Source organism: Limnohabitans sp., from assembly GCF_031538885.1.
In the GTDB taxonomy this organism is placed as follows: domain Bacteria; phylum Pseudomonadota; class Gammaproteobacteria; order Burkholderiales; family Burkholderiaceae_C; genus Limnohabitans.
This window is the reverse complement of record NZ_JAVKLW010000072.1, coordinates 14,350-38,410: the sequence shown is the minus strand read 5'-3', so window position 1 is coordinate 38,410 and position 24,061 is coordinate 14,350. Positions and strand designations below refer to the sequence as shown.

Here is a 24,061-nt window from a genome sequence, read left to right as displayed (position 1 = left end):
GGTATCGTTCTTCTCGGCTGAGGTGCTTGTACATTGGGCAACTTCGACTTGGCGGTTAAAGCGGCCATGATGCTCTCGCATCCTCAGCCACCTATAACCAGTTCATCTTTGTTGCACTTCGTCCTTGAATCCGCCCTTCTTTGTCGGTGAATTTGCGCAAACAGTAAACAGGTAATCTTTATTCCGCTTTGGCGCTTGTCCACAAGCTCGGTTGCTCTTCTTGAGTAACCGAGCTTTTTTGTTGAGCGAGCCATGCATTTTCTGAAATCAACGAGCCCACGCGCACACCTAGCAAACGCAAACGACGCGTCAAGTCCACACGCTTGAGACATTGCCCCGCTGCTTCGCGAATCGTGCGCGCATCGGCGGTGTGGGTGGTCAAGGTTTGGTCTCGTGTCACGCTTTGAAAGTTGTCGTAGCGCAGCTTGATGCCAATCGCCTTGCCCACATAGCCTTTGCGCTGCAAGTCGGCCGCCACTTGCTCACTCAGTCGGGTGAAGATGGCGCTCAACGCCTCTCGGTCACGCACCGCGTGCAAGTCTTGTTCAAACGTGGTTTCGCGGCTGATGCTGACGGGCTCGCTGGCGGTTTCAATCGGGCGATCGTCTTTGCCGTGGGCGGCATCGTGCAGCCACGCGCCGTAGCTTTTGCCAAAGTGCTGCATCAGCCACAGACGGTCGCGTTGGGCCAACTCGCCAATGGTGTGAATGCCGTGCGTGGCCAGCTTGGCTTCGGCTTTGGGTCCGATGCCGTTGATCTTGCGGCAGGGCAGAGGCCAGATCAGCGTTTCCAAGTCCTCGGCTTGCACGATGGAAATGCCGTTGGGCTTGTTGAACTCGCTGGCCATCTTGGCCAACAACTTGTTGGGTGCCACGCCGACCGAGCAGGTGAGGCCTGTGTCGTCAAAGATGGATTTTTGAATGAGCCGCGCCAGCACGCGACCGCCTTCGCGTTGCCCACCTGGCACATTGGTGAAGTCGATGTACACCTCGTCTACCCCACGGTTTTCCATCAGCGGCGCAATGTCGGTGATGATGGCTTTGAAGCGTTGCGAGTAGTGGCGGTATTGGTCAAAGTCCACGGGCAACAAAATGGCATCGGGGCAGAGCTTGGCGGCTTTCATCACCCCCATGGCCGAGCCCACGCCAAACTGCCGTGCGGCATAGGTGGCGGTGGTGATGACGCCACGCCCCGTATAGCCTGAGATGCGCGGGAAAAAATTCAACGGTATTTCGTGCAGGTTGTGTTCAGACCATTCATGCTCGGGGTGCGTTGCACGCAAGCGGCCCAGCATGTCGTCCTCGCGGCGGCGCCCTCCGCCAATGACCACAGGCAAGCCCTTGAGTTGCGGATACCGCAGCAGCTCCACCGACGCGTAAAACGCGTCCATGTCCAAGTGCGCCATGCGGCGCTGGCGGGGTGGCGTGGATTCAGACGTGGGCACAGCCGCAAGCATAATCGCTGACAACTTTTAACCCGCAGGAGAACCCATGCCCACCATTCGCGTCGAACTCATCGAAGGCCGCACACCCGAGCAAAAAAAGGCGTTGGCCCAGGCCTTCACCGCGGCGTGTGTCAACACTTTGGGCAGCAAGCCCGAGAGCGTGGATGTGTTGTTCCTCGATGTCCCTCGCCATGATTGGGCGACGGGCGGTGTGCCGTGGAGCGAAAAGCTGTAAGGCTTAAATCGCTTTTTGCACCAGCCAGCCTTTGAACAGCCAAGGCTGTCGGGGTTGGCCGTTGCGCGGGCCCACACATGCAGGCTTTGCTCGCGCCCTTCTTTGACCTCATTGAGGTGTTGCACCTGCAATTGTTGAGTCTTGGGGGCGTAGGTCAGCAGCACGGCGGTGGCGCAACCTGCCTCAAGCTTTGGGGAAGGTGCCGGGCAACAAAATATGGGTGTCCACGTTTTGAATGTTCGTGTGGCCGCAAAACGCCATCGTCACGTCCAGCTCTTTGTGGATGATGTGCAAGGCCTTGCTCACGCCTGCTTCGCCCATCGCCCCCAAGCCATAGACCATGGCGCGGCCAATCAAAGTGCCACGTGCGCCCAGTGCCCATGCCTTGAGCACGTCTTGGCCCGAGCGAATACCACCATCCATCCACACCTCGATTTGGTCGCCGACAGCGGCCACGATGGCAGGCAGGGCTTCGATGCTCGATTGCGCACCGTCTAGCTGACGCCCGCCGTGGTTACTCACCACAATCGCGTCTGCACCGCTTTGTGCCGCCAGCTTGGCGTCTTCCACATCCTGAATGCCTTTGAGGATGAGTTTGCCGCCCCATTGCGCTTTGACCCAAGCCACGTCTTCCCACGACAGGCGTGGGTCGAATTGCTCGTTCGTCCAAGAGGAGAGCGACTTCATGTTGCTCACGCCTTTGACGTGGCCCACCAAGTTGCCAAAGGTGTGGCGGCGTGTGCCAGCCATGCCCAAACACCAGCGGGGTTTGGTCATCAGGTTGATGATGTTGGCGATGGTCGGGCTAGGCGGCGCGGTCAGGCCGTTTTTGATGTCTTTGTGGCGCTGACCAATCACTTGCAAATCCAGCGTCAGTACCAAGGCGCTGCACTTGGCTTTGCGGGCGCGTTCAATCATGTCGCTCATTGCCAAGCGGTCGCGCATCATGTAGAGCTGGAACATGAAGGGTGCCGTGGTGTGCGCGGCCACATCCTCCATCGAGCAAATGCTCATGGTGGACAAGATGAAGGGAATGCCAAACTTCTCAGCAGCGCGGGCGGCTTTGATTTCGCCGTCTGCGCTTTGCATACCCGTCAGGCCCACGGGCGCAATGGCCACGGGCATCTTCACATCAAGGCCCACCATTTGGGTGGCGGTGCTGCGGTTTTCCATGTTCACTGCGACGCGTTGACGCAGTTTGATTTTTTGGAAATCCGCCTCGTTGGCGCGGTAGGTGCCCTCGGTCCAGCTGCCAGAGTCGGCATAGTCATAGAACATGCGGGGCACGCGCTTCTCGGCCAAAACGCGCAAGTCTTCGATGTTGGTGATCACTGGCATGGGGGTCTCCTATATTTAAAATACATGGTAGCCCGAGGCGACGCAAAACTTCTGTGAAGAGTGCGACAGCAAGCTTGAAATAATTTAAAGCGAGGGTGTTAGATCAGGAGGGAATATTGGCCAATAACTCTGCTTCTACGCAGCGTTTTTTGAATACGGCAAGCTGCAACAAACCATGAGTTGGCATACGAAGGAGACAGAACGAAGCCCTGTAATGCCTACGACGATATGACTACTTAACCCAAGCGCTTGTGATGACGCGCAATTTGCGCCTGCACCTGCACGGGCGCGGTGCCGCCCAAGGTGTTGCGTGCGTTGAGTGAGCCGTGCAGGCTCAAGCAGTCGTGCACGTCTTTCTCGATAGCGGGGTGAAAGCTTTGCAGAACTGCTAGCGGCAATTCCGATAAATCGCAGTTGTGGCTGGCGGCGGCCTTCACGGCGTGGGCCACGGTTTCGTGGGCATCGCGGAAGGGTTGGCCTTTTTTCACCAAGTAGTCGGCCAAGTCGGTGGCGGTGGCATAGCCTTTTTTGGCCGCGTCTTCCATGGCTTGTGCGTTGACGGTGATGCCACCTTCTTTCACGCCCGTGACGGGGTTGACTTGTCCGCCCACCATTTCGCTGAAGATGCGCAGTGTGTCTTTGAGCGTGTCTACCGTGTCAAACAAAGGCTCTTTGTCTTCTTGGTTGTCTTTGTTGTAGGCCAGGGGTTGGCCTTTCATCAAGGTGATGAGGCCCATCAAATGGCCCACCACACGGCCGGTCTTGCCGCGTGCGAGTTCGGGCACGTCTGGGTTTTTCTTCTGCGGCATGATGGAGCTGCCGGTGGTGAAGCGGTCGGCAATGTTGATGAAGCCAAAGTTTTGGCTCATCCACAAAATCAACTCTTCCGACATGCGGCTGATGTGCACCATGCACAGCGAAGCGGTAGCGGTGAACTCAATCGCGAAGTCGCGGTCGCTCACGCCGTCCAAGCTGTTTTGACACACTTGTGCATTGCCGTGTTCATCGACCATGCCCAGTGTGCGGGCCACGCGCTCGCGGTCCAGCGGGTAGGTGGTGCCAGCCAAAGCCGCGCTGCCCAAAGGAAGGCGGTTGGTGCGGCGGCGCACGTCGCTCATGCGCTCGGCATCACGCGCAAACATTTCCACGTAGGCCAGCAAGTGGTGGGCAAAGCTCACGGGCTGGGCCACTTGCAAGTGGGTGAAGCCGGGCAGGATGACCTCGACGTTTTTCTCAGCCACTTCTACGAGTGACTTTTGCAAGTCCACCAGCAGATCGATGATGAGGTCCATCTCACCGCGCAACCACAGGCGCACGTCGGTGGCGACTTGGTCGTTACGGCTGCGGCCGGTGTGCAGGCGCTTGCCCGCGTCGCCCACCAGTTGGGTCAGGCGCGCTTCGATGTTGAGGTGCACGTCTTCGAGGTCGAGCTTCCACTCGAACTGGCCGGACTCGATCTCAGACCAAATTTGTGCCATGCCTTTTTCAATGGCGGCTTGGTCGTCTTGGCCGATGATGCCTTGGTGGCCCAGCATCTCGGCATGGGCCAAGCTGCCCGTGATGTCGGCTTGCCACAAGCGTTTGTCAAAGAACACGCTGGCTGTGTAGCGCTTGACCAACTCGCTCGTGGGTTCAGAGAACAAGGCGGACCATGCTTGGGATTTTTTGTCGAGTTGGTTTGTCATATAGGTTAGATTTTATCGGGCTGGCGGCGGTTTCCCGCCAAGCCAGCTGTTTGCAAGCCAAGCTCCACAGTGCGCCTGCTAACATTTGACGCAATTGATTTCGCCACGCGCCTCGTGGCACTTGAAAAGCGAGTTTTGTTTTGTCTACCGCCCCCCCCACTGTTTCTATTCCCCCCATTCCCCTGACCATCGCCACGCGCGAAAGCCGTTTGGCGCTGTGGCAAGCAGAACATGTCAAAGCTTTGTTAGAGCGCCAAGGCCATGCTGTGACGCTGTTGGGCATGACCACGCAGGGCGACCAAATCTTGGACCGTTCCCTCAGCAAAGTGGGCGGCAAAGGCTTGTTCGTCAAAGAACTTGAAGTGGCCCTCGAAGAAGGACGCGCCAACTTGGCCGTGCATTCGCTCAAAGACGTGCCCATGGACTTGCCCGAAGGTTTTGACCTCGCCTGCGTGATGACCCGCGAAGACCCGCGCGATGCGTGGGTGTCGTCTAAATACGCACACCTCAATGATCTGCCCCAAGGCGCAGTGGTGGGCACGTCGAGTTTGCGCCGCACCGTGCTGCTGCGCGCTTTGCGCCCCGACTTGAAGATTGAGCCTTTGCGCGGCAACCTCGACACCCGATTGCGCAAGCTCGACGAAGGCCAATACGACGGCATTGTGCTGGCCGCTGCGGGCTTGAAGCGTCTGGGTTTGGGCGCGCGCATTCGCCACATTTTTGAAACCACGGAGATGCTGCCCGCCGCAGGGCAGGGCGCGTTGGGCATTGAAGTGCGCAGCCACCGCGCCGACGTGGCCCAAGCTTTGGCCCCGCTGGCCGATGCCGCCACCTGGTTGACGGTGACCGCCGAGCGTGCCGTGAGCCGCGCCATGGGCGGCAGCTGCTCCATGCCTTTGGCTGCACATGCCACCTTGCGTGACGGTATGTTGTATTTGCAAGCCGCCTGGGGTGATCCCTCGGGCGCGCCTGTGTTGGTGTGCGCTGAGGCGAGTCAAGCCTTGGATGCGACAGACCCTGCATCACGCGATGCGGCCAACTTGCTGGGCGAGTCGGTGGCCGCCCAGTTGCGCGCTCAAGGCGCCCACTGAACCCCGGATAGACATGCGCGTTGTCATTACCCGCCCCGCAGGAGATGCGCAAGCATGGGTGGACGCCCTGCACGCTGCTGGCCACGAGGCACTGGCCTTGCCCTTGATTGACGTGGGGCCTGCGACCAACACCCAAGCCGTGCTGCAAACGTGGGCGCATTGGCCTGAGTGGCAAGCCGTGATGTTTGTCAGTGCGCAAGCGGTGCGCTATTTCTTTGACTGCCAGCCGAGTGCCCTGCGTGCAGAGGTGGCCAAGGCCACAGGTGCGATGTGGGCGAATGGCCCCCGTTGCTGGGCCACTGGCCCCGGCACACACAGGGCGTTGTTGCAAGCGGGTGTGCCTGAAGCGTGCATCGACAGCCCCGCAGCCGATGCGGTGCAGTTTGACTCTGAGGCTTTGTGGCAACGTGTGTCGTGCCACATACAGAGGGGTAAGCCTGTGCTCATCGTTCGCGGCAAGGATGTACAAGCCAGTGCAGACGCTGATCTGGTGGGCACGGGGCGCGACTGGTTGGCCCAACAGATCCAAGCCGCAGGCGCAACCGCCCACTTCGTGGTGGCGTACGAGCGCCGTGCGCCCGTGTGGACGGATGCGCAAAAGACCCACGCGGCCTTAGCAGCCACGAATGGTGATGTATGGTGCTTCAGCAGCTCGCAAGCCATTCAGCACTTAGCTCAGGCGTTGCCCCTGCAAAGTTGGGGCAACGCCCGCTGCATGGCTACCCATGCGCGCATTGCCCAAACGGCGCAGGTACTGGGTTTTGGGGAAGTTAACCTGTCGCGACCCAGTGTGGCTGACGTGCTTGGCTCATTAGAATGTCTGGCATGAAGCCAGCGCACGACGACACATCTCACCCCCCGCCCTTGGGGCCTACGACGGAGCCACTGGCCAGCGCCAGTGAACTCAACAACGCGCCCATCACAGACACGGGCAAGTGGTTCTCACGAAGCATTGGTGTGCTCGCCGTCGTGGGGGTTGTGGGCTCGGGCCTGATGTGGGCCAAGCTCTCGGGCATTCAAGAACAACTGGCACGTCAAAGCGCAGACACGGGCAGCCAAGCTGTGCAAGCGCGGGTGACGTCCAAGCAAGCCGAAGAACTGGCCCGCGAAACCGCTGCCCGCTTGGCCGTGACCGATGCCAAGCTCAGTGAAGTCGCCCTGCAACGCGGCCAATTGGAAGACTTGATGCAAAGCCTCTCGCGTTCGCGTGACGAGAACTTGGTGGTGGACATCGAGTCCGCCATTCGCTTGGCCCAGCAACAAGCCCAGCTCACCGGTAGCGTGCAGCCTTTGCTGGCGGCGCTGAACTCGGCCGAGCAACGGTTGACCAAGGTGGCCCAGCCCCGCTTGGCCCCGGTGTTGCGTGCGGTGACACGCGACATCGAACGCATCAAAGCCACGGCGGTGGCCGATACGCCAGCCTTGTTGTTCAAGCTCGACGAGTTGGTGCGTGTGGTCGATACCTTGCCCTTGCTCAACGCGGTGGGTAGCGTCCCCCAAGAAAAACCGGTCAAGCCCGTGCCTACCAGCAGTTGGGCCAAGGCCATCAGCATGAGCTGGTGGGAGAAGGTGCTGGCAGACGTTTGGGCTGACGCGCAACACCTGATTCGCGTCAGCCGCATTGACAAGCCAGAAGCCAGTTTGCTGGCGCCCGATCAAAGTTTTTTTGTGCGTGAAAACCTCAAGCTGCGCTTGCTCAATGCCCGTTTGGGTTTGTTGGCCCGTCACTTTGATGCGGTGCAGTCTGATATGAAGCAAGCCAACGACGACTTGACGCGTTACTTTGACATGCAGACCCGCCAAGGCCAAACCACTTTGGCGCTGGCGCGTGAGGTGCTGGCGCAATCCAAGCAAATTGAGATTCCGCGTGTGGATGACACCATCGCCGCCCTCACCACCGCCGCAGCGGGGCGTTGAGATGAGAGCCGCTCTGTGGTTTGTTGCGCTGTTTGGCGTGGCCGTAGCCTCAGCCTTGTTGATCGGTGGAAACCAAAGTACGGTCACGGTGTTTTGGTCGCCGTACCGCGTGGACCTGTCGCTCAACTTGGTGTTGCTGGTGTTGTTGGTGCTGTTTGTGATGCTGCACTTGGCGTGGCGTGCCATGTCGGCCTTGTTTGAGTTGCCCCACCTTGCCCGCCGCTGGCGCTTGCAACAAAAAGAGCGGGCCATGCATGCAGCTTTGTTGGATGCACTGTCCGAGTTGTGGAGTGGTCGCTATGTGCGTGCTACCAAATCTGCTGAAAAGGCATTGGCGTTGGAGCACTTGTTGGCCTCCGTGCGTACCGCAGACGATGTCGCCCCGCGCCATGCGCATCAGTTGCGTGCGGTGTCCCATTTGGTGGCGGCTGAAAGCGCGCATGCCTTGCGTGACCGCGATGCGCGCGTGTCGCACCTGCAAGCCGTCATGGACATGAACCGTGACCCGTCCGATGAGACGGTCGAAGAAACCAGAGAGGCGGCCTACTTGGCCGCCGCCCGCTGGGCCATGAGTGACCGCGATGCGCCCGAAGCCATGCGTTGGCTCGATGGCCTGCGCCATGGTGCAGCACGCCGTATGTTGGCGTTGCGCATGCGGCTCAAAGTGGCACGTTTGAACCAACAACATGCCTCCGCCCTAGACACCGCACGTCTGCTGGCCAAGCACGGTGCGTTCTCAGATGCTGCTGGCCAAAGTTTGTTGCGCGAGTTAGCGGTGGCCAGTTTGAACGAAGCGCACGACAGTGCCCAGTTACAGCATGCGTGGGATCGCCTAGAGCCCACCGAGCGCAACCAGCCCGATGTGGTGCTGCATGCAGCCCAACGCATGCTCAAACTCAGCGGCGAGGCGGCGACCGTGATGCCTTGGCTCACCCCGTTGTGGAACCGCATGGTGCAGCAACCCGACAGTTGCAGCCCCGCCGTCCGCGAACGCGTGGCACAGGCCTTGGCGCGTGCTTTGGTGTTGTTGCCTGCTGATCCCGACTGGTTGGACAGTATTGAGCGCGCACGCCAAACCTACCCACGTTGGGTGGAGTTGCAGTATTTGGCAGGCATGGTGTGCTGGCATCACGCCTTGTGGGGCAAAGCCCAGCAGATGTTGGAGCAAGCGGCACCCCAACTCGCCCATGCCGACATGCAGCGCCAAGCATGGCGCACCTTGGCCCAATTGGCCGAGCAGAAAGAAGATACGGTTCGTGCCCAGTTGTGCTGGAAGCGCGCGGCTGAGGTTTAGCACCTGATGCACTACTTACCTGCCGCATGAAAAGCGCCTTGTCCCTACACTTCAAAAAATGTCTCAAAACGTGAACAACACCAAAGAAACCGAACGCGCCGAGCTACACAAAACCATTTGGCGCATGGCCAACGATCTGCGCGGTAGTGTGGATGGATGGGACTTCAAAAGCTATGTGTTGGGCATGTTGTTCTATCGTTTTATTTCGGAAAATATCAGCGGCTTCATTGACCAACATGAGCGTAAAGCTGGCAATTCAGAATTTAACTATGCCAAGTTGAGCGATGGTGAAGCTGAAATGGCCCGAGCTGACATGGTGGAGACAAAAGGCTTTTTTATCCTGCCGTCACAACTTTTCGACAATGTGCGAAGCCGCGCAAGACAAGATGCCAACCTGAACGAAACCTTGTCACGCGTCTTTGCAGACATTGAAAGTTCCGCAACGGGGAGCGACAGCGAAGACGACTTCAAAGGCTTGTTTGACGAGCTAGATGTCAACAGCAACAAGCTAGGCCCCACAGTCGCCAAGCGCAATGAGAACTTGGCCAAGATGCTCAACGCCATTGGCGACCTGAACTTTGGTGGCTTTGCAGACAACACCAACGACACCTTTGGGGATGCCTACGAGTACTTGATGACCATGTATGCCTCCAGCGCAGGCAAATCTGGAGGAGAGTTTTTCACACCACAAGAAGTGAGCGAGCTTCTGACGCGCATCACCGTGGTGGGTAAAACTGAAATCAACAAGGTCTATGACCCCGCTTGTGGCTCAGGCTCTTTGTTGTTGAAGTTCGACAAAGTGCTGGGCCACGGCAATGTGCGTCAAGGTTTCTTCGGACAAGAAATCAACCTGACCACCTACAACCTGTGTCGCATCAACATGTTCTTGCATGATGTGAACTACGAAAAATTCAACATTGTCCACGGCGACACCTTGACCGCCCCTGCGCACCTAGACGATGAACCTTTTGAAGCCATCGTCTCGAACCCGCCCTACTCCATCAAGTGGGAGGGTGATGCCAACCCGCTACTCATCAACGACCCACGCTTTGCCCCTGCGGGCGTGCTCGCCCCCAAAAGCAAAGCCGATTTGGCGTTTACCTTGCACATTCTCAGCGCCCTAGCAGTCAATGGCACTGCGGCCATTGTTGAGTTTCCAGGCGTGCTGTACCGGGGCGGTGCAGAACAAAAAATTCGCCAATACCTCATCGACAACAACTACGTCGATGCCGTCATCCAATTGCCCTCTGATTTGTTTTTTGGAACCACTATTGGCACTTGCATTGTGGTGCTCAAAAAATCCAAGCACGACAACGCCACCTTGTTCATCGATGCCAGCAAAGAATTTGTGCGCAACGGCAATAAGAACAAACTATTGCCAGAGCACCAACAAAAAATTCTTGCAGCCTTCACCTCTCGCCAAAACGCTGACCACTTCGCCTGCTTGGTTGACAACCGAGACATCGCCGCCAACGGCTATCAACTGTCTGTGTCCAGCTATGTCGAGCAAGAAGACCTGCGTGTGGCCACGGATATCCAAGCCCTCAATGCAGACATCGCCCGCATTGTGACGCGGCAAGCCGAGCTACGCACACAAATTGATGCCATCGTGGTGGACTTGGAGAGAGAGGCTGCATGAGCGAGTCAAAAAACAAAGTTAAATTATTTGAAAGCCAGCAGGTGCGCACTGAGTGGGACGAGGTGGCAGAAAAATGGTGGTTCTCGGTGGTGGACATCATTGCTGTCTTGACCGAACAAGCGGACTACACCAAGGCGCGCAACTATTGGAAGTGGTTGAAGAAGACACTGCTTGCTGAAGGAAGTCAGTTGGTGAGCAATACTCACCAACTGAAAATGCCCGCAAGTGACGGTAAAAAATACCTCACCGATGTAACAGACACCGAGCAAATTTTGCGCCTCATTCAATCCATCCCAAGTAAGAAAGCAGAACCCTTCAAACTCTGGTTAGCCAAGGTGGGTAACGAGCGCATCGATGAGAGCATAGACCCCGAGCTATCCATAGACCGCGCCATACAAAGCTACCGCCGCTTGGGGTATAGCGAGAGCTGGATCAACCAACGCATCAAATCCATCGAGGTGCGCAAAGCCCTGACCGATGAGTGGGACAAATCGGGCGTCAAGCAAGGCAAACAATACGCAGACTTGACCGACTTGATGAGCCAGACATGGAGCGGCCTGACCACGCGCCAGTACAAACAGCACAAAGGCTTGAAGAAAGAAAACTTGCGCGACAACATGACCAATACCGAGCTGGTGCTCAATATGTTGGCCGAGGTAGCCGCCACAGACATTGCAGCGGTGCAAAACCCCAAGGGCTACCACGAGAGCGCAAGCGTGGCGAAAGAAGGCGCAAAAACCGCCAAAGCAGCCCGTGAGCAACTAGAGAAAAGCACGGGCAAATCTGCCATTAGCGCACTCACTGCCAAAGACCTAGGGCAAAGAAAAATCAGCGGAAAGAAAACGCCATGAGCCGAATTGAAGACTTGATTGCCGAGCTTTGCCCTGATGGGGTGGAGTTCAAAACTATTGGCGATTTTGGAGAGTTAATTCGCGGCAACGGAATGCCTAAATCAGACTTCACGGAATCGGGAGTGGGATGTATTCACTATGGGCAAATTTACACGCGCTATGGCATTTGGACAACGGAGACGTTTTCTTTTGTGCCCCAAGCAAAAGCAATCAAACTGGCAAAAGTTGATCCGAACGACTTAATTGTGACGAACACCAGTGAGAACTTAGACGACGTGTGCAAAGCAGTCGCATGGTTGGGTAACTCTCAGATCGTTACGGGCGGACATGCAACTGTTCTAAAGCACGACCAAGACGCTAAGTACCTTTCGTATTTCCTTCAAACTCCTTATTTTTTTGCGGAAAAAAAGAAGTATGCAACTGGTACAAAAGTTATAGACGTTTCAGCAAAAAGCTTGGCGAAAATTCGCATTCCTATTCCCCCTCTCGTTGTCCAACGTGAGATCGTTCGCGTGCTTGACGCATTCACTAAGCTAGAGGCAGAGCTAGAGGCAGAGCTAGAGGCAGAGCTAGAGGCGCGGCGGCGGCAGTACCAGTACTACCGTGATGCACTGTTAACGTTCGGCGAAAGCACGAACGCTGATGCGCAAGCAAGCAAGCAAGCAAGCAAGCAAGCAAGCAAGCAAGCAAGCAAGCAAGCAAGCAAGCAAGCAAGCAAGCAAGCAAGCAAGCAAGCATAAGGTGGACGACCTTGGGTGATATTGGAAAAATTTTTGGTGGCCTAACTGGGAAATCAAAAACTGATTTCACAAATGGCAATTCTCGATTCGTGACCTACATGAACGTATTTAACAATCTCGCTGTCGACACGAATAGGACTGATTTTGTCAAAATTGGAGCATCCGAGCACCAGCGTACCCTGCAAAAGGGAGACATCATTTTCACGGGATCATCGGAGACGCCAGAAGAGGTGGGGATGTCCTCAGTTGTGACCACCGACGTAAAAGAGCCTATCTATCTCAACAGTTTTTGCATTGGATACCGTCTCAGCGACACGAGCATCATGGATCCTGAGTTTTCAAAACATCTTTTTCGATCAGAGGAAATACGAACGCAGATTGTCCGTACAGCAAGTGGTGTCACTCGCTTCAACGTTTCCAAAGTTCGACTGGCTGCAGTCAGAGTTCCAATTCTTGATTTGATGGAACAAAAAAAGATTGCAACCATCCTCGACCAATTTGACGCATTGGTGAACGACATTTCCATAGGCCTACCCGCCGAGATCAAAGCGCGTCGCCAACAGTACGAGCATTACCGAGACCGCTTGCTCACGTTTAAGGAAGCCGCATGAGTGAAGACCTCAAGCCTTCTCGCTATGAAGCGGTGGCCGTGTCCAACGAGAGCACGGTGGTTGCCGAGTACGAGCCTGATGTATCAAGGGAGCAAACATCGACTTATCAATCCGAGGCGGCGCTAGAAAAAGAATTTTTTGAGCGTTTGCAGATGCAAGCGTATGCGTATCTGCCAATCACTGACGAGGCTGATTTGGTCGCTAACTTGCGCAACCAATTAGAGCGCCTCAATCAGGTGGTGTTTTCGGATGCTGAGTGGGAGAAGTTTTTCAGCACCTGCGTGGCAGGTGCGAACGACGGGATTTTGGAGAAAACCCAACGCATTCAAGAAGACCATGTGCAGGTTTTAAGGCGTGACGATGGCACGATCAAAAACATTTACTTGATCGATAAGGCGAACATTCATAACAACGCCTTGCAGGTGATCAATCAATACGAGGTGGATGGTAAGCGCGCCAACCGTTATGACGTGACGGTGTTGGTCAATGGTCTGCCTTTGGTGCACATCGAACTCAAACGCCGTGGGGTGGATATTCGCGAAGCGTTTAACCAAATCAACCGCTATCAGCGCGAGAGCTTTTGGGCGGGTTCAGGTTTGTTTGAGTATGTGCAGTTGTTCGTGGTCAGCAACGGCACGCTGACCAAGTACTACAGCAACACGGTGCGCGATGGGCACTTGAGAGAACAAAGCGCACGGCGTGGCAAAGGCGGCAGCAAAAGTAAAACATCCAACAGCTTTTCATTCACCAGTTGGTGGGCCGATGCGAAGAACCGCCCCATCACTGAGCTAGCGGGTTTTACGAAAACATTTTTTGCCAAGCACACGCTGCTCAATATCTTGACCAAGTACTGCGTGTTCGACGTTGACCGCAAGCTGTTGGTGATGCGCCCCTACCAAATTGTGGCGGCAGAGCGCATTTTTCAGCGCATTGGCACGGCGACGAATCACAAGCAGTTGGGCGGTGTAGCGGCAGGCGGCTACATCTGGCACACCACGGGCAGCGGCAAGACGTTGACGAGTTTTAAAGCCGCGCAGTTGGCAAGGGGTTTGCCGGAGATCGACAAGGTGTTGTTTGTGGTGGATCGCAAGGATTTGGACTACCAAACCATGCGCGAGTATGAGCGGTTTGAAAAAGGTGCGGCCAACTCCAACACGTCGACAGCGGTGCTGCAAAAGCAACTGGAAGACCCGAACGCACGCATCATCATCACGACGATTCAAAAGTTATCGCGTTTTGTGGCGAAAAACAAAAAACACGCGGTGTATGACGCGCATGTGGTGATCATTTTTGATGAGTGTCACCGCAGCCAGTTTGGCGATATGCACACGGATATCACGCACACGTTCAAGCGCTACCACTTGTTTGGGTTTACGGGGACACCTATTTTTGTGGAGAACTCGGGCACAGCGGGTAACCCGCTGCGACGCACCACTGAGCAAGCCTTTGGCGACAAGCTGCACACCTACACGATTGTGGATGCCATCACCGACAAGAATGTGTTGCCGTTTCGCATTGACTACATCAACACCATCAAGTCAAAAGCGAGCATCAAAGATAAGCAGGTGTCGAGTATTGATACGGAGCAAGCGCTGCTTGCGCCGCAGCGCGTTTCGCAAATCGTACGCTACATCTTGGAGCACTTCGATCAAAAGACCAAGCGCAACAGCGGTGCCAACTATGCGCATAGCGTGGTGGCGAATGTGGCGGAAGTCATCGTCAGCAAGAATCAACTTGAAGAGGCGCGACGCACGCAACGGCTCAGTGGGTTCAACTCGCTATTTGCGTGTGCGTCGATTGAGGCCGCCAAGCATTACTACCAGCAGTTCACAGAGCAACAAAAGCAACTGCCGCCAGCGCAGCGTTTGAAGGTTGGCTTGATTTACAGTTTTGTCGCCAACGAAGAAGAGCCAGAGGGTTTGCTGCATGAGGAGGTGTTTGAAACAGAGGCGCTAGACCAAAACTCACGCGATTTTTTGGAGGCGGCCATTGCCGATTACAACGCCATGTTTGGCACGAGCTACGACACGTCGGCGGATAGGTTTCAAAACTATTACAAGGATTTGTCACAACGCCTGAAAAACCGCGAGCTGGATATCGTGATCGTGGTGAATATGTTTTTGACGGGATTTGATGCCACCACACTCAACACGCTGTGGCTGGATAAAAACTTAAAGAGCCATGGTTTGATTCAAGCGTATTCGCGGACCAACCGCATTTTGAATTCGGTCAAGACTTACGGAAATATTGTTTCGTTTCGAAACTTGGATGAAGCGACCAATGAAGCGTTAGCCCTGTTTGGCAACAAGGAGGCCAAAGGGGTTGTGTTGCTCAAGCCTTATGCGACGTATTACAACGATTATGAAAATCTGGTGAGGAAGTTGTTTGACGAGTTCCCATTGGGACAAGTCATTGTGGGCGAGTCGGCGCAAAAGACGTTCATCAAGCTGTTCAGCGCTATTTTGCGGCTGAAAAATATCTTGTCTGCATTTGATGATTTTGCAGGCAATGAGATATTGACTCAGCGAGAGTTCCAAGACTATCAAAGCATTTATTTGAATTTGTATGCTGAATTCTGCAGCACCTCAGCCGCCGAGAAAGAGTCGATTAACGACGATGTGGTGTTCGAGATCGAGCTGATCAAGCAAGTGGAGATCAACGTTGACTACATCTTGTTGCTGGTCGAGCAATACCTGAAGAACAAGGGCACAGGCGAGGACAAAGAAGTTTTGGCCAACATTGAGCGTGCGATCAACGCAAGCCCAAGTTTGCGCAACAAGAAAGACCTCGTTGAACAGTTTGTGGACTCTGTGACTACCAAGTCCAAGGTAGATGCACAGTGGCAGGTGTTTGTGGCGGCGAAGAAGGTGCAAGAGCTAGAGCACATCATCGGCGAAGAAAGCCTCCATCCTGAAGAGACGCGCAGCTTCATGGAAGGCGCATTTCGTGATGGTGTGATTTCAAGCGCAGGCACGGCCATTGCAAAAATTCTGCCGCCCGTGTCTAGATTTTCAAAGGGCAACAATCACGCGGACAAAAAACATGCCGTGCTTGAAAAGTTGACGCGATTCTTTGATCGGTATTTCGGATTGATCTAACGGCTCAATCAGTGGGTTCAAACAAAAACGGCCTAGATTTCTCTAGGCCGTTTTGTTGGGTTCGCTCAACCTCCTGCGGGGTGGTGTGGTTTACAGATCCTTGCGGGTCTCGACCAACACCAGCGGGCCTTCATCCATGATCACCTGTGGTGGACGCTCACGCGGCACATGCACAGGCTTGGGTTCGGCCGCAATGGCGGCTTGCACCGCAGCGATGCTGTCTGGGTTGGAGTTGACCCATTCCAAACCGGAGCTTTGGGCCACGGCTTGCATCTCTCCCAACGGCAGTGTGAAGCTTTGAACGCGAGGCATGCCTGTGCGTGCAGGGGCTTGGGCTACAGGTGCGGCTGGCTGCGCTTCATCACGCGATCCGTGACGTGGCACGTGGTCGCTGCGTTCTTGGCGCTCTGGACGCTCAGCACGTTCACCACGAGGTTCGCGTTGTTCGCGCGGTTGACGTGGCTCGCGGGCTTCTTGTTGCGTTTGATCAGGCGATGTGTGGTCATGCGCCGCATGGTCGTGCTCAGCAGTTGGGGCGTGGCCGCCTTGTTCTGCGGAACCTTCTTCACGCGGTGCGCGATCGCCACGCTCGCGGCGGTCACGGCCATAGCGGTCGCGTGAACGGCGTTCACGACGCTCGCCACCGTTGTCGTCGGTTTGCGGTGCTTGGCCTTCAGCCACTGGGGCGTTGTCGAGTGGCAAAACTTCTGGGTCGCCGTTCTCGTCTAGGCGTGGGGCGCGCTCGCGGCGGCCTTCGTTGCGTTCGCCGCGTGGGCTGCGCTCGCGACGGCCTTGGCCACCTTCACCGCGTTCTGCACGCTCACCACGTTCGCTGCGTTCAGCGCGAGGTTCGCGTTGTTCGCCGCCTGTATCGCCATCGGTGCGCTCGCCACGTTCTTCACGGGCCATGCGTTCGTTGCGTGCTTTGGCACGTGCTTCGGCTTGGGCCTCGGGCGTGGCGTTGGTGTCGAGGGCTGCTTGGCCTTCTGCCTGAGGGCCGTTCGGACCTTCACCACGGCCACCGCGGTTGCGGTCTTGGCGTGGGCCACGACCTTCGCGGTTGCCTTCGCTGCGACCACCTTCACCACGATTTTCTGTGTTGCGTTCGCCACGAACAGGGCGCTCGGCGCGTTCGCCACGGGCTTCAATGCCTTCGGCATTGCGCTCTGTTCGGCCTTCGGCATTGCGTTCTGTGCGCCCGTCCGTGCCGCGTTCGGCGCGATCACCGCCACGGCCACCGCGCCCACCACGCTCACCGCGCTCGCCACGACCGCCGCGTCCATTGGCGCTGCGACCATCACGACGCTCACCGCGCTCGCTGGGTTTCTTGTCGCCGACAGCGGGGTTGGCTTTGTCGTCTGAATCGCTACTGAACAGCGACGTGACCCAACCCCACAAGCCGCCTGATTTGGCTTTTGCCTTGTCCGCGTGCTTGACCACTTTGGTATGCGCTGGTGCTGGTGCTGCGGGTGCTTTGGCAGGAGCTACAGGTTTGGACAAGTGCACTGGCGCAGGCGCATCAGGCAACACGCCTTTGATGACGGGCGTTTGCTTATTTGTAGGTTCTTGTGAGCGACGGGTGACGGCAGTGGGGTCTTCAAACTCCTCGGCCATTTTGTAGCTCGCTTCTACGCGGTCGAGGCGGGGGTCGTCGTGCTTTAAACGCTCCAACTTGTAGTTGGGTGTTTCCAGTGTCTTGTTCGGCACGAGCAACACGTTCAAGCGTTGTTGAATTTCAATCTTGGCAATCTCGGTGCGCTTTTCGTTCAACAAGAACGAGGCTACTTCCACCGGCACTTGGGCATACACGGCGGCGGTGTTGTCCTTCATGGACTCTTCTTGGATGATGCGCAAGATTTGCAGCGCCGAGCTCTCGGTGTCACGCACGTGGCCAGAGCCGCCGCAACGTGGGCAGGGGATGGAAGCGCCTTCCGAGAGCGCAGGTCGCAAGCGTTGGCGACTCATTTCCATCAAGCCAAATTTGCTGATGTTGCCGAACTGTACGCGGGCACGGTCGTGGCGCAATGCGTCGCGCAAGCGGTTTTCCACGTCACGGCGGTTGCGGCTTTCGTCCATGTCAATGAAGTCGATGACGATCAGGCCACCCAAGTCGCGCAAGCGCATTTGGCGGGCCACTTCGTCGGCGGCTTCGAGGTTGGTGCGTGTCGCGGTTTCTTCGATGTCGCCGCCTTTGATGGCGCGGGCCGAGTTGACGTCCACCGACACCAAGGCTTCGGTGTGGTCAATCACAATCGCGCCGCCCGAGGGCAGGTTGACGGTGCGGGCGTAGGCCGACTCGATTTGGTGTTCGATTTGGAAGCGGCTGAACAACGGGGTTTCGTCGCTGTAGCGCTTCACACGAGCGGCGTGCTCTGGCATGACGTGAGCCATGAACTGGTGCGCTTGCTCGTAGATGTCATCGGTGTCGATGAGGATGTCACCGATGTCATGGTTGAAGTAGTCGCGGATGGCGCGGATGACCAAGCTGGATTCTTGGTAAATCAAGAACGCGCCTTTGGCACCCTTGGCGCCATCAATGGCGGCCCACAACTTGAGCAAGTAGTTCAAGTCCCATTGCAACTCAGGGGCGCTGCGGCCAATGCCAGCGGTGCGCGCGATGATGGACATGCCCTTGGGGTATTCCAATTGATCCATTGCTTCTTTGAGTTCGGCGCGGTCGTCGCCCTCGATGCGACGGCTGACGCCACCCCCCCGTGGGTTGTTGGGCATGAGCACCACATAGCGACCGGCCAAGCTGATGAAGGTGGTCAGGGCGGCGCCCTTGTTGCCACGTTCTTCTTTTTCCACTTGGACCAAGAGTTCCCGCCCTTCTTTGATGACGTCTTGGATGCGGGCTTGGCTCGCAGATACGCCTTCGGCGAAGTACTGTTTAGAGATTTCTTTGAACGGCAAGAAGCCGTGGCGGTCTTCGCCGTAGTCCACAAAGCAAGCTTCGAGCGAGGGCTCGACGCGGGTGACTACTGCCTTGTAGATGTTGCCTTTGCGCTGTTCGCGGCCTTCGATTTCAATTTCATAGTCAAGCAGCTTTTGGCCGTCGACAATGGCTAGGCGGCGTTCTTCCGACTGGGTTGCATTAATGAGCATCCGTTTCATGATGCGGTTCCTTCACGTGTCAAATCATCACAGGCCCATGACGGGCCAACGATGCCTGAGGGACGTCGGAGAACAAAGGGAATTGCCGCTGAAACCGTGGCCGCCGCGCGAATCAAAAAATGATCAGCGCAGGGGGTGGTGTGTGGGCGCGTGGATAAGGGCAAGAAGTCGCGGTTGTCCTGTTGTCGAGTGCGTGGCTTGATCGGCCGGTGCAGGGGAGACAGGGCTGGTCCAGCGGGCATGGGTGCGACGCGCAACGCTGCATACCGTCGGTGGCAAAAGCCACTCGGTGCAGAGCTCCATCAACATTAACATTGCCACAACCATCGTTTTTGCTTCTTGCAGAGATCCGTCATGGAGGCTTTTCAAAATGAGCCTCCACAACTTGGGGTATTCCGTTTCAGTGTTTTCTGAGCGTCGGCTCAACTTTTGGGGCGAGTGCCACACCGTCTCTTGGGTACGGGGTCTGCGTCGCGGGCACAAAAGGGGCATCGACCTTACCGCGTTCGTCAGTACATGGTCTAATCTGTGTTAAATCAAGCACTTAGAGCAAAACGCTAGTGAATCACATTATAGGGGCTTCGGCCCCAACTCCTGCACCCTCAGTAAAAACACTGACGGTCGACGAAGATTCGGCGGGGCAGCGCCTCGACAACTTTCTCATGCGCCACCTCAAGGGCGTGCCAAAAACCCACATCTACCGCATCATTCGCTCCGGTGAGGTGCGGGTCAACAAAGGCCGCGCCAGCGCCGACCAACGGGTGGAGGCGGGCGATTTGGTGCGTTTGCCGCCTGTGCGCATCTCGGCCCAAGTGCAGGCCAAGGCCGATGCACCGGCGCCTGCCCGAGAGTTCCCCGTCTTGATGGAGGACGAGGCCATGATCGCCATCGACAAACCCGCAGGCGTGGCTGTGCACGGCGGCAGTGGGGTGAGCTTTGGTGTGATTGAGCAATTGCGCCGCGCCCGCCCCGCCTCGACGAATTTAGAACTGGTCCATCGCTTGGACCGCGAAACTTCGGGCGTACTGTTGGTGGCGAAGAAGCGCAGCGCGCTGAAACACTTGCAAGACCAGTTTCGCGACCGTGAAACGGGCAAGACCTATTTGGCTTTGGTGCTGGGTCTGTGGCCATCGAACAAGAAGGTGATTGATTCACCCTTGTTCAAGTACACCGTTGAAAACGGGGTGGGCGAGGGCGAGCGCCGCGTCAAAGTGGTGGACAAAGACGATCCCAATGGCATGCGCTCCATCACGCTGGTTCGCGTGGCGCGCACGGTGGGGCCTTATACCTTGCTGGAGGTGACCATCAAGACAGGCCGTACCCATCAAATCCGTGTGCATTTGGCCAGGCAAGGCCACCCGATTGCGGGGGATGACAAATACGGTGACTTTGAGCACAACAAACTTTTGCAAAAAATGGGCCTCAAGCGCATGTTCTTACATGCGTGGCAGCTCAAGTTTCAGCATCCACAAAACCATCGGCCTGTTAGCTTGCAAGCCCCGCTACCGCCTGAGTTGAAAAACTTTGTGGATGCGGTGCAGCCGCCCATCATCCAACCTCACCTCAACGTTTAAGCCATGCGCCCACGCCAGTTTGATTTGATTGCCTTCGATTGGGACGGCACGCTGTTTGACTCCACGCAAATCATCACCCACTGTATTCAGGCTGCGGTGGTGGATGTGGGCGGTGCCAAGCCCACGGATGAAGCGGCCTCGTATGTGATTGGCATGGCGCTCATGCCGTCGCTGGCCCATGCCGCGCCTGATGTGCCGCAAGACAAATACCCGTTGTTGGACGAGCGTTACCGCTTTCATTACATGCGGCATGCCAACGACATTGTTTTGTTTGATGGTGTGTTGTCTTTGTTGGCGGCATTGCGTGAGCGGCACCACTGGCTGGCGGTGGCCACGGGCAAAAGCCGTCGCGGTTTGGATGAGGCTTTGCGCACGGCAGAGCTGCAAGGTGTGTTCGATGGCTCTCGTACCGCCGACGAAACCGCAGGCAAGCCCCATCCGCGCATGTTGGAGGAGTTGATGCGAGAGTTTGGCGTCGAGCCCGAGCGCGTCTTGATGATTGGCGACACCACGCATGATTTGCAAATGGCGCTCAACGCAGGCTGTGCCAGTGTGGGGGTGAGTTACGGCGCCCATGACCACAGTCAGTTTGAGCCGTTCAAGCCACGCTTTGTGGCGCACTCTGTGAAGGAGTTGCACGATTGGTTGTTGGTCCATGCTTGATTTCGAGTCGCAAATCATCCCTTTGTGCCACGGCACTGATTTAGCCGAGGGGGGTCATGCGGTGCCCTTCGATGTGGTTTATGCAGGCCAAACCTGCCGCGCCTTTGCGATTCGCTTTGAAGGCCAGCCACATGCGTACCTGAACCGATGTACCCATGTGGCGATGGAGATGGACTATCAACCCGACCAGTTTTTTGATGCCAGTGGCCGCTGGTTGTTGTGTGCCACGCACGGCGCCGAGTACGCGCCAGATACGGGTGCGTGCGCAGGTGGGCCGTGCCGAGGTGGCTTGGTCAAGGTGGCGTTGTCTGAGCGTGATGGCGTGGTCCACTGGCATACTGCGTACAACTTGAAACCGTTTGAATTTTTAGATTAACTTTTGATAGAAAAGATATTTCGATGTCTGAACCTCATTTGCCTCCCTCCGAGACCCCCAGCCACAAAACGGTGTGGGAGCGTGACACCTTGGAGCGCCTAGTGTTCGCTACTTTGGCCGAGCAGCGCGCCAGTCGCCGCTGGCGTATCTTTTTGCGCATGGCTTGGTTTGCTTTGGCCGTCGTGCTGGTGTGGACAGGCATGCACAAAGGTGGCGTGGGTGGTTCAAGCCCGAGCCAGCCGCATACGGCGGTGGTGGCCATCAAAGGTGAAATTGCCGATGGCGCAGATGCCAGTGCAGAGTGGGTGGTCACGGCTTTGCGTGCGGCGTTTGAGGACGAGGGTTCGCAAGCCATCGTCTTGCAGATCAACTCCCCCGGCGGCAGCCCCGTGCAAGCGGGCATCATCAACGATGAGATTCGCCGCTTGAAAGAAAAACACAAAAAACCCGTGTATGCCGTGGTCGAGGAGTCGTGTGCGTCGGCCGCTTATTACATCGCTGTGGTGGCAGACGAAATTTATGTGGACAAAGCCAGCATCGTGGGCAGCATTGGCGTACTCATGGATGGCTTTGGCTTCACGGGTTTGATGGACAAGCTCGGCGTAGAGCGCCGCTTGATGACGGCGGGTGTGAACAAAGGTTTCTTAGACCCGTTCAGTCCGCAAACCAAGCCTCAACGTGCGCATGCGCAAACCTTGTTGGACCAGATTCATCAGCAATTCATCCAAGTGGTGCGCGATGGCCGCGGCAAACGCTTGAAAGAAACCCCAGAATTGTTCAGTGGTCTTTTCTGGAGCGGTGAGCAAGCCGTGGAGTTGGGCCTCGCCGATGGCTTGGGCAACCTCGACTACGTGGCCCGGGAAATCGTGAAAGCGGAAGACATCATCGACTACACCCGCCACGATAACGTGGCCGAGCGTTTGGCCAAGCGTTTTGGTGCGGCGATTGGCGAAGGCGCGATGCGTGCCTTGCAAACCATGCCTGCGGTGCGTTGATATTTTAAAAGTTGCGAGCGACTTGTTCGCTTTGGCTCAAAGCAAAAAGGCTCCGCGAGGACAAGCCGTTCGTTTAATCTGTGACGGTTCCTGTAATATGTGTGCGATACATGTAGTGGAGAGCTGTGCATGGGAGTCGAACAAGATATCGAAGCAATTCGGGTTGGCATCAGGGCTGGCCGCTTTTCCAACGAAGCGTCCGTCTCGCAAGGCATCGTCCTGCGTCTCCTGCACGCCTTGGGTTGGCCCTCCTACGACACCGACGCGGTGTGGCCCGAATACTCGCTGAGCGGCCGACGCGTCGACTACGCCCTATGCAGCCCGCCAGGAAAGCCCATCGCCTTCATCGAGGTCAAGCAGATCGGCCAGAGCGACGGAGCCGAACGGCAGCTTTTTGAATATGCATTCCACGATGGCGTTCCCATGGCCATCCTCACCGACGGCCGCGAGTGGAACTTCTTCCTGCCAGGCGAACAGGGCGATTACGGCGAGCGGAGGGTCTACAAACTCGACATCGTCGATCGCGATGTGAAGGAGTGCTCCGAGCGGTTGGAGCGGTATCTGCTGCATTCGGCGGTCGCCTCGGGCGCCGCTATACAAGCCGCACGAGACGACTACCGCAACGTGTCGAAGAATCGGCAGATGCTTGCGGCCTTCCCCAAGGCTTGGCATCAGATCATTGCCGACGAAGACGAGATGCTGTTGGAAATCGTTGCCGACCGCGTGGAAAGCCTGTACGGATTCAAGCCCGGTCCTGACATGGTGGCGGCCTTCTTGAAGGATAGCGTCGCGGGCCGTGCCGCCCAACCAATTGCTCCGGCAAGGACTCCAATACAGCCCATCCAAAGACCTGCCCCCGTGCCAGCGCAAGAGGCCGCCAGGCCTCTTGAAACCATCGCTGCCCCAACTCCCCGAACTGCCGTCCCTCTGCGAACTGCGGTCCCGCACGGACAGACTGGATTCTCGTTCGAGGGCCAGTTCTACCCCGCACGAAACGCCATTGACACGCTAAGGCAAGTGTTCGACCTGTTCATCAAGTGGGACCCCACGTTCGGCGAGCGGTTCGCTGGCTTGCCCAAGCATGGCAGGACCCGCCGATATCTGGCACGGGATGCCAATGACCTATACCGCGATCGGCCGGACTTGGTTCGCGATTGCTCGATCAAGCTTGATTCGGGTTGGTGGATGAGCACGAACTACAGCAAACAGACGATTGGACAAATCATCGCCATGGCCTGCGACGTGGCTAATGTCGCCCATGGCCGCGATCTTGTGGGCAGCCTCGGGGACTGAAAAACAAACGGGCCTCCGAAGGGGTACGTATTGAACTACGCGAAGCTACCGCATCAACAGATTAAGCGAACGGCTTGCCGCGAGGAGCCTTTTTCATGGCGCA

The 24,061-nt window shown here is 56.7% G+C and carries 19 protein-coding genes; 15 read left to right on the top strand and 4 right to left on the bottom strand.

Going from position 1 to position 24,061, the window contains the following annotated elements; genetic code table 11:
- Nucleotides 1–178 precede the first annotated feature (178 nt).
- Complete coding sequence (gene dinB, locus RMS03_RS05900) at nucleotides 179–1,456, bottom strand: DNA polymerase IV (RefSeq protein ID WP_310626168.1); 1,278 nt, start codon at nucleotides 1,454–1,456, stop codon at nucleotides 179–181.
- A 34-nt stretch (nucleotides 1,457–1,490) separates the two neighbouring features.
- On the opposite strand from dinB, the gene RMS03_RS05895 reads away from it, so the two are divergent.
- Nucleotides 1,491–1,679, top strand: coding sequence for a 4-oxalocrotonate tautomerase (locus RMS03_RS05895; protein WP_310626167.1), 189 nt, complete (start codon nucleotides 1,491–1,493; stop codon nucleotides 1,677–1,679).
- A gap of 183 nt (nucleotides 1,680–1,862) precedes the next feature.
- On the opposite strand, the gene RMS03_RS05890 is transcribed toward RMS03_RS05895, so the two are convergent.
- Nucleotides 1,863–3,017 (bottom strand): alpha-hydroxy acid oxidase, encoded by a 1,155-nt coding sequence (locus RMS03_RS05890; protein WP_310626166.1) that lies wholly within the window; start codon nucleotides 3,015–3,017, stop codon nucleotides 1,863–1,865.
- Between the two features lie 236 nt (nucleotides 3,018–3,253).
- Nucleotides 3,254–4,702 carry an argininosuccinate lyase gene (argH, locus tag RMS03_RS05885; protein WP_310626165.1) on the bottom strand — a complete coding sequence of 483 codons (1,449 nt, stop codon included), beginning with the start codon at nucleotides 4,700–4,702 and terminating at the stop codon, nucleotides 3,254–3,256.
- Nucleotides 4,703–4,842: 140 nt separating this feature from the next.
- On the opposite strand from argH, the gene hemC reads away from it, so the two are divergent.
- The 9 genes from hemC to RMS03_RS05840 are packed head-to-tail and all read left to right on the top strand — an operon-like array spanning nucleotide 4,843 to nucleotide 15,943.
- Nucleotides 4,843–5,793 carry a hydroxymethylbilane synthase gene (gene hemC / locus RMS03_RS05880; RefSeq protein ID WP_310626164.1) on the top strand — a complete coding sequence of 317 codons (951 nt, stop codon included), beginning with the start codon at nucleotides 4,843–4,845 and terminating at the stop codon, nucleotides 5,791–5,793.
- Between the two features lie 13 nt (nucleotides 5,794–5,806).
- Nucleotides 5,807–6,622, top strand: coding sequence for a uroporphyrinogen-III synthase (locus RMS03_RS05875; protein WP_310626163.1), 816 nt, complete (start codon nucleotides 5,807–5,809; stop codon nucleotides 6,620–6,622).
- Nucleotides 6,619–7,710 (top strand): uroporphyrinogen-III C-methyltransferase, encoded by a 1,092-nt coding sequence (locus tag RMS03_RS05870; protein ID WP_310626162.1) that lies wholly within the window; start codon nucleotides 6,619–6,621, stop codon nucleotides 7,708–7,710. The genes RMS03_RS05875 and RMS03_RS05870 overlap by 4 nt, the downstream gene beginning before the upstream one ends.
- 1 nt (nucleotide 7,711) lies before the next feature.
- Nucleotides 7,712–9,004 carry a heme biosynthesis HemY N-terminal domain-containing protein gene (locus RMS03_RS05865; RefSeq protein ID WP_310626161.1) on the top strand — a complete coding sequence of 431 codons (1,293 nt, stop codon included), beginning with the start codon at nucleotides 7,712–7,714 and terminating at the stop codon, nucleotides 9,002–9,004.
- Nucleotides 9,005–9,062: 58 nt separating this feature from the next.
- Nucleotides 9,063–10,643 carry a type I restriction-modification system subunit M gene (locus RMS03_RS05860; protein WP_310626160.1) on the top strand — a complete coding sequence of 527 codons (1,581 nt, stop codon included), beginning with the start codon at nucleotides 9,063–9,065 and terminating at the stop codon, nucleotides 10,641–10,643.
- Nucleotides 10,640–11,494: a Bro-N domain-containing protein gene (locus RMS03_RS05855; RefSeq protein ID WP_310626159.1), complete on the top strand. Its 855-nt coding sequence runs from the start codon at nucleotides 10,640–10,642 to the stop codon at nucleotides 11,492–11,494. The genes RMS03_RS05860 and RMS03_RS05855 overlap by 4 nt, the downstream gene beginning before the upstream one ends.
- Nucleotides 11,491–12,234: a restriction endonuclease subunit S gene (locus tag RMS03_RS05850; protein ID WP_310626158.1), complete on the top strand. Its 744-nt coding sequence runs from the start codon at nucleotides 11,491–11,493 to the stop codon at nucleotides 12,232–12,234. The genes RMS03_RS05855 and RMS03_RS05850 overlap by 4 nt, the downstream gene beginning before the upstream one ends.
- Nucleotides 12,235–12,245: 11 nt before the next feature.
- Nucleotides 12,246–12,845 (top strand): restriction endonuclease subunit S, encoded by a 600-nt coding sequence (locus RMS03_RS05845; RefSeq protein ID WP_310626157.1) that lies wholly within the window; start codon nucleotides 12,246–12,248, stop codon nucleotides 12,843–12,845.
- The gene (locus RMS03_RS05840) at nucleotides 12,842–15,943 is read left to right on the top strand and encodes a type I restriction endonuclease subunit R (RefSeq protein WP_310626156.1); all 3,102 of its coding nucleotides are present in this window, start codon (nucleotides 12,842–12,844) and stop codon (nucleotides 15,941–15,943) included. The genes RMS03_RS05845 and RMS03_RS05840 overlap by 4 nt, the downstream gene beginning before the upstream one ends.
- Nucleotides 15,944–16,033: 90 nt before the next feature.
- On the opposite strand, the gene RMS03_RS05835 is transcribed toward RMS03_RS05840, so the two are convergent.
- Nucleotides 16,034–19,057 carry an Rne/Rng family ribonuclease gene (locus RMS03_RS05835; protein ID WP_310626155.1) on the bottom strand — a complete coding sequence of 1,008 codons (3,024 nt, stop codon included), beginning with the start codon at nucleotides 19,055–19,057 and terminating at the stop codon, nucleotides 16,034–16,036.
- Nucleotides 19,058–19,617: 560 nt separating this feature from the next.
- On the opposite strand from RMS03_RS05835, the gene RMS03_RS05830 reads away from it, so the two are divergent.
- The 5 genes from RMS03_RS05830 (at nucleotide 19,618) to RMS03_RS05810 (ending at nucleotide 23,958) form a co-directional block, all read left to right on the top strand.
- Nucleotides 19,618–20,631 (top strand): RluA family pseudouridine synthase, encoded by a 1,014-nt coding sequence (locus RMS03_RS05830; RefSeq protein WP_310626154.1) that lies wholly within the window; start codon nucleotides 19,618–19,620, stop codon nucleotides 20,629–20,631.
- Nucleotides 20,632–20,634: 3 nt separating this feature from the next.
- Complete coding sequence (locus tag RMS03_RS05825; RefSeq protein WP_310626153.1) at nucleotides 20,635–21,294, top strand: HAD-IA family hydrolase; 660 nt, start codon at nucleotides 20,635–20,637, stop codon at nucleotides 21,292–21,294.
- Entirely contained in the window at nucleotides 21,287–21,670 is a 384-nt protein-coding gene (locus RMS03_RS05820) for a Rieske 2Fe-2S domain-containing protein (RefSeq protein WP_310626152.1), read from the top strand. Before RMS03_RS05825 ends, RMS03_RS05820 begins: the two co-directional genes overlap by 8 nt.
- Before the next feature lie 23 nt (nucleotides 21,671–21,693).
- Complete coding sequence (locus RMS03_RS05815; protein WP_310626151.1) at nucleotides 21,694–22,665, top strand: S49 family peptidase; 972 nt, start codon at nucleotides 21,694–21,696, stop codon at nucleotides 22,663–22,665.
- A gap of 129 nt (nucleotides 22,666–22,794) precedes the next feature.
- Nucleotides 22,795–23,958, top strand: coding sequence for a type I restriction endonuclease (locus RMS03_RS05810; protein WP_310626150.1), 1,164 nt, complete (start codon nucleotides 22,795–22,797; stop codon nucleotides 23,956–23,958).
- Nucleotides 23,959–24,061: the final 103 nt, after the last annotated feature.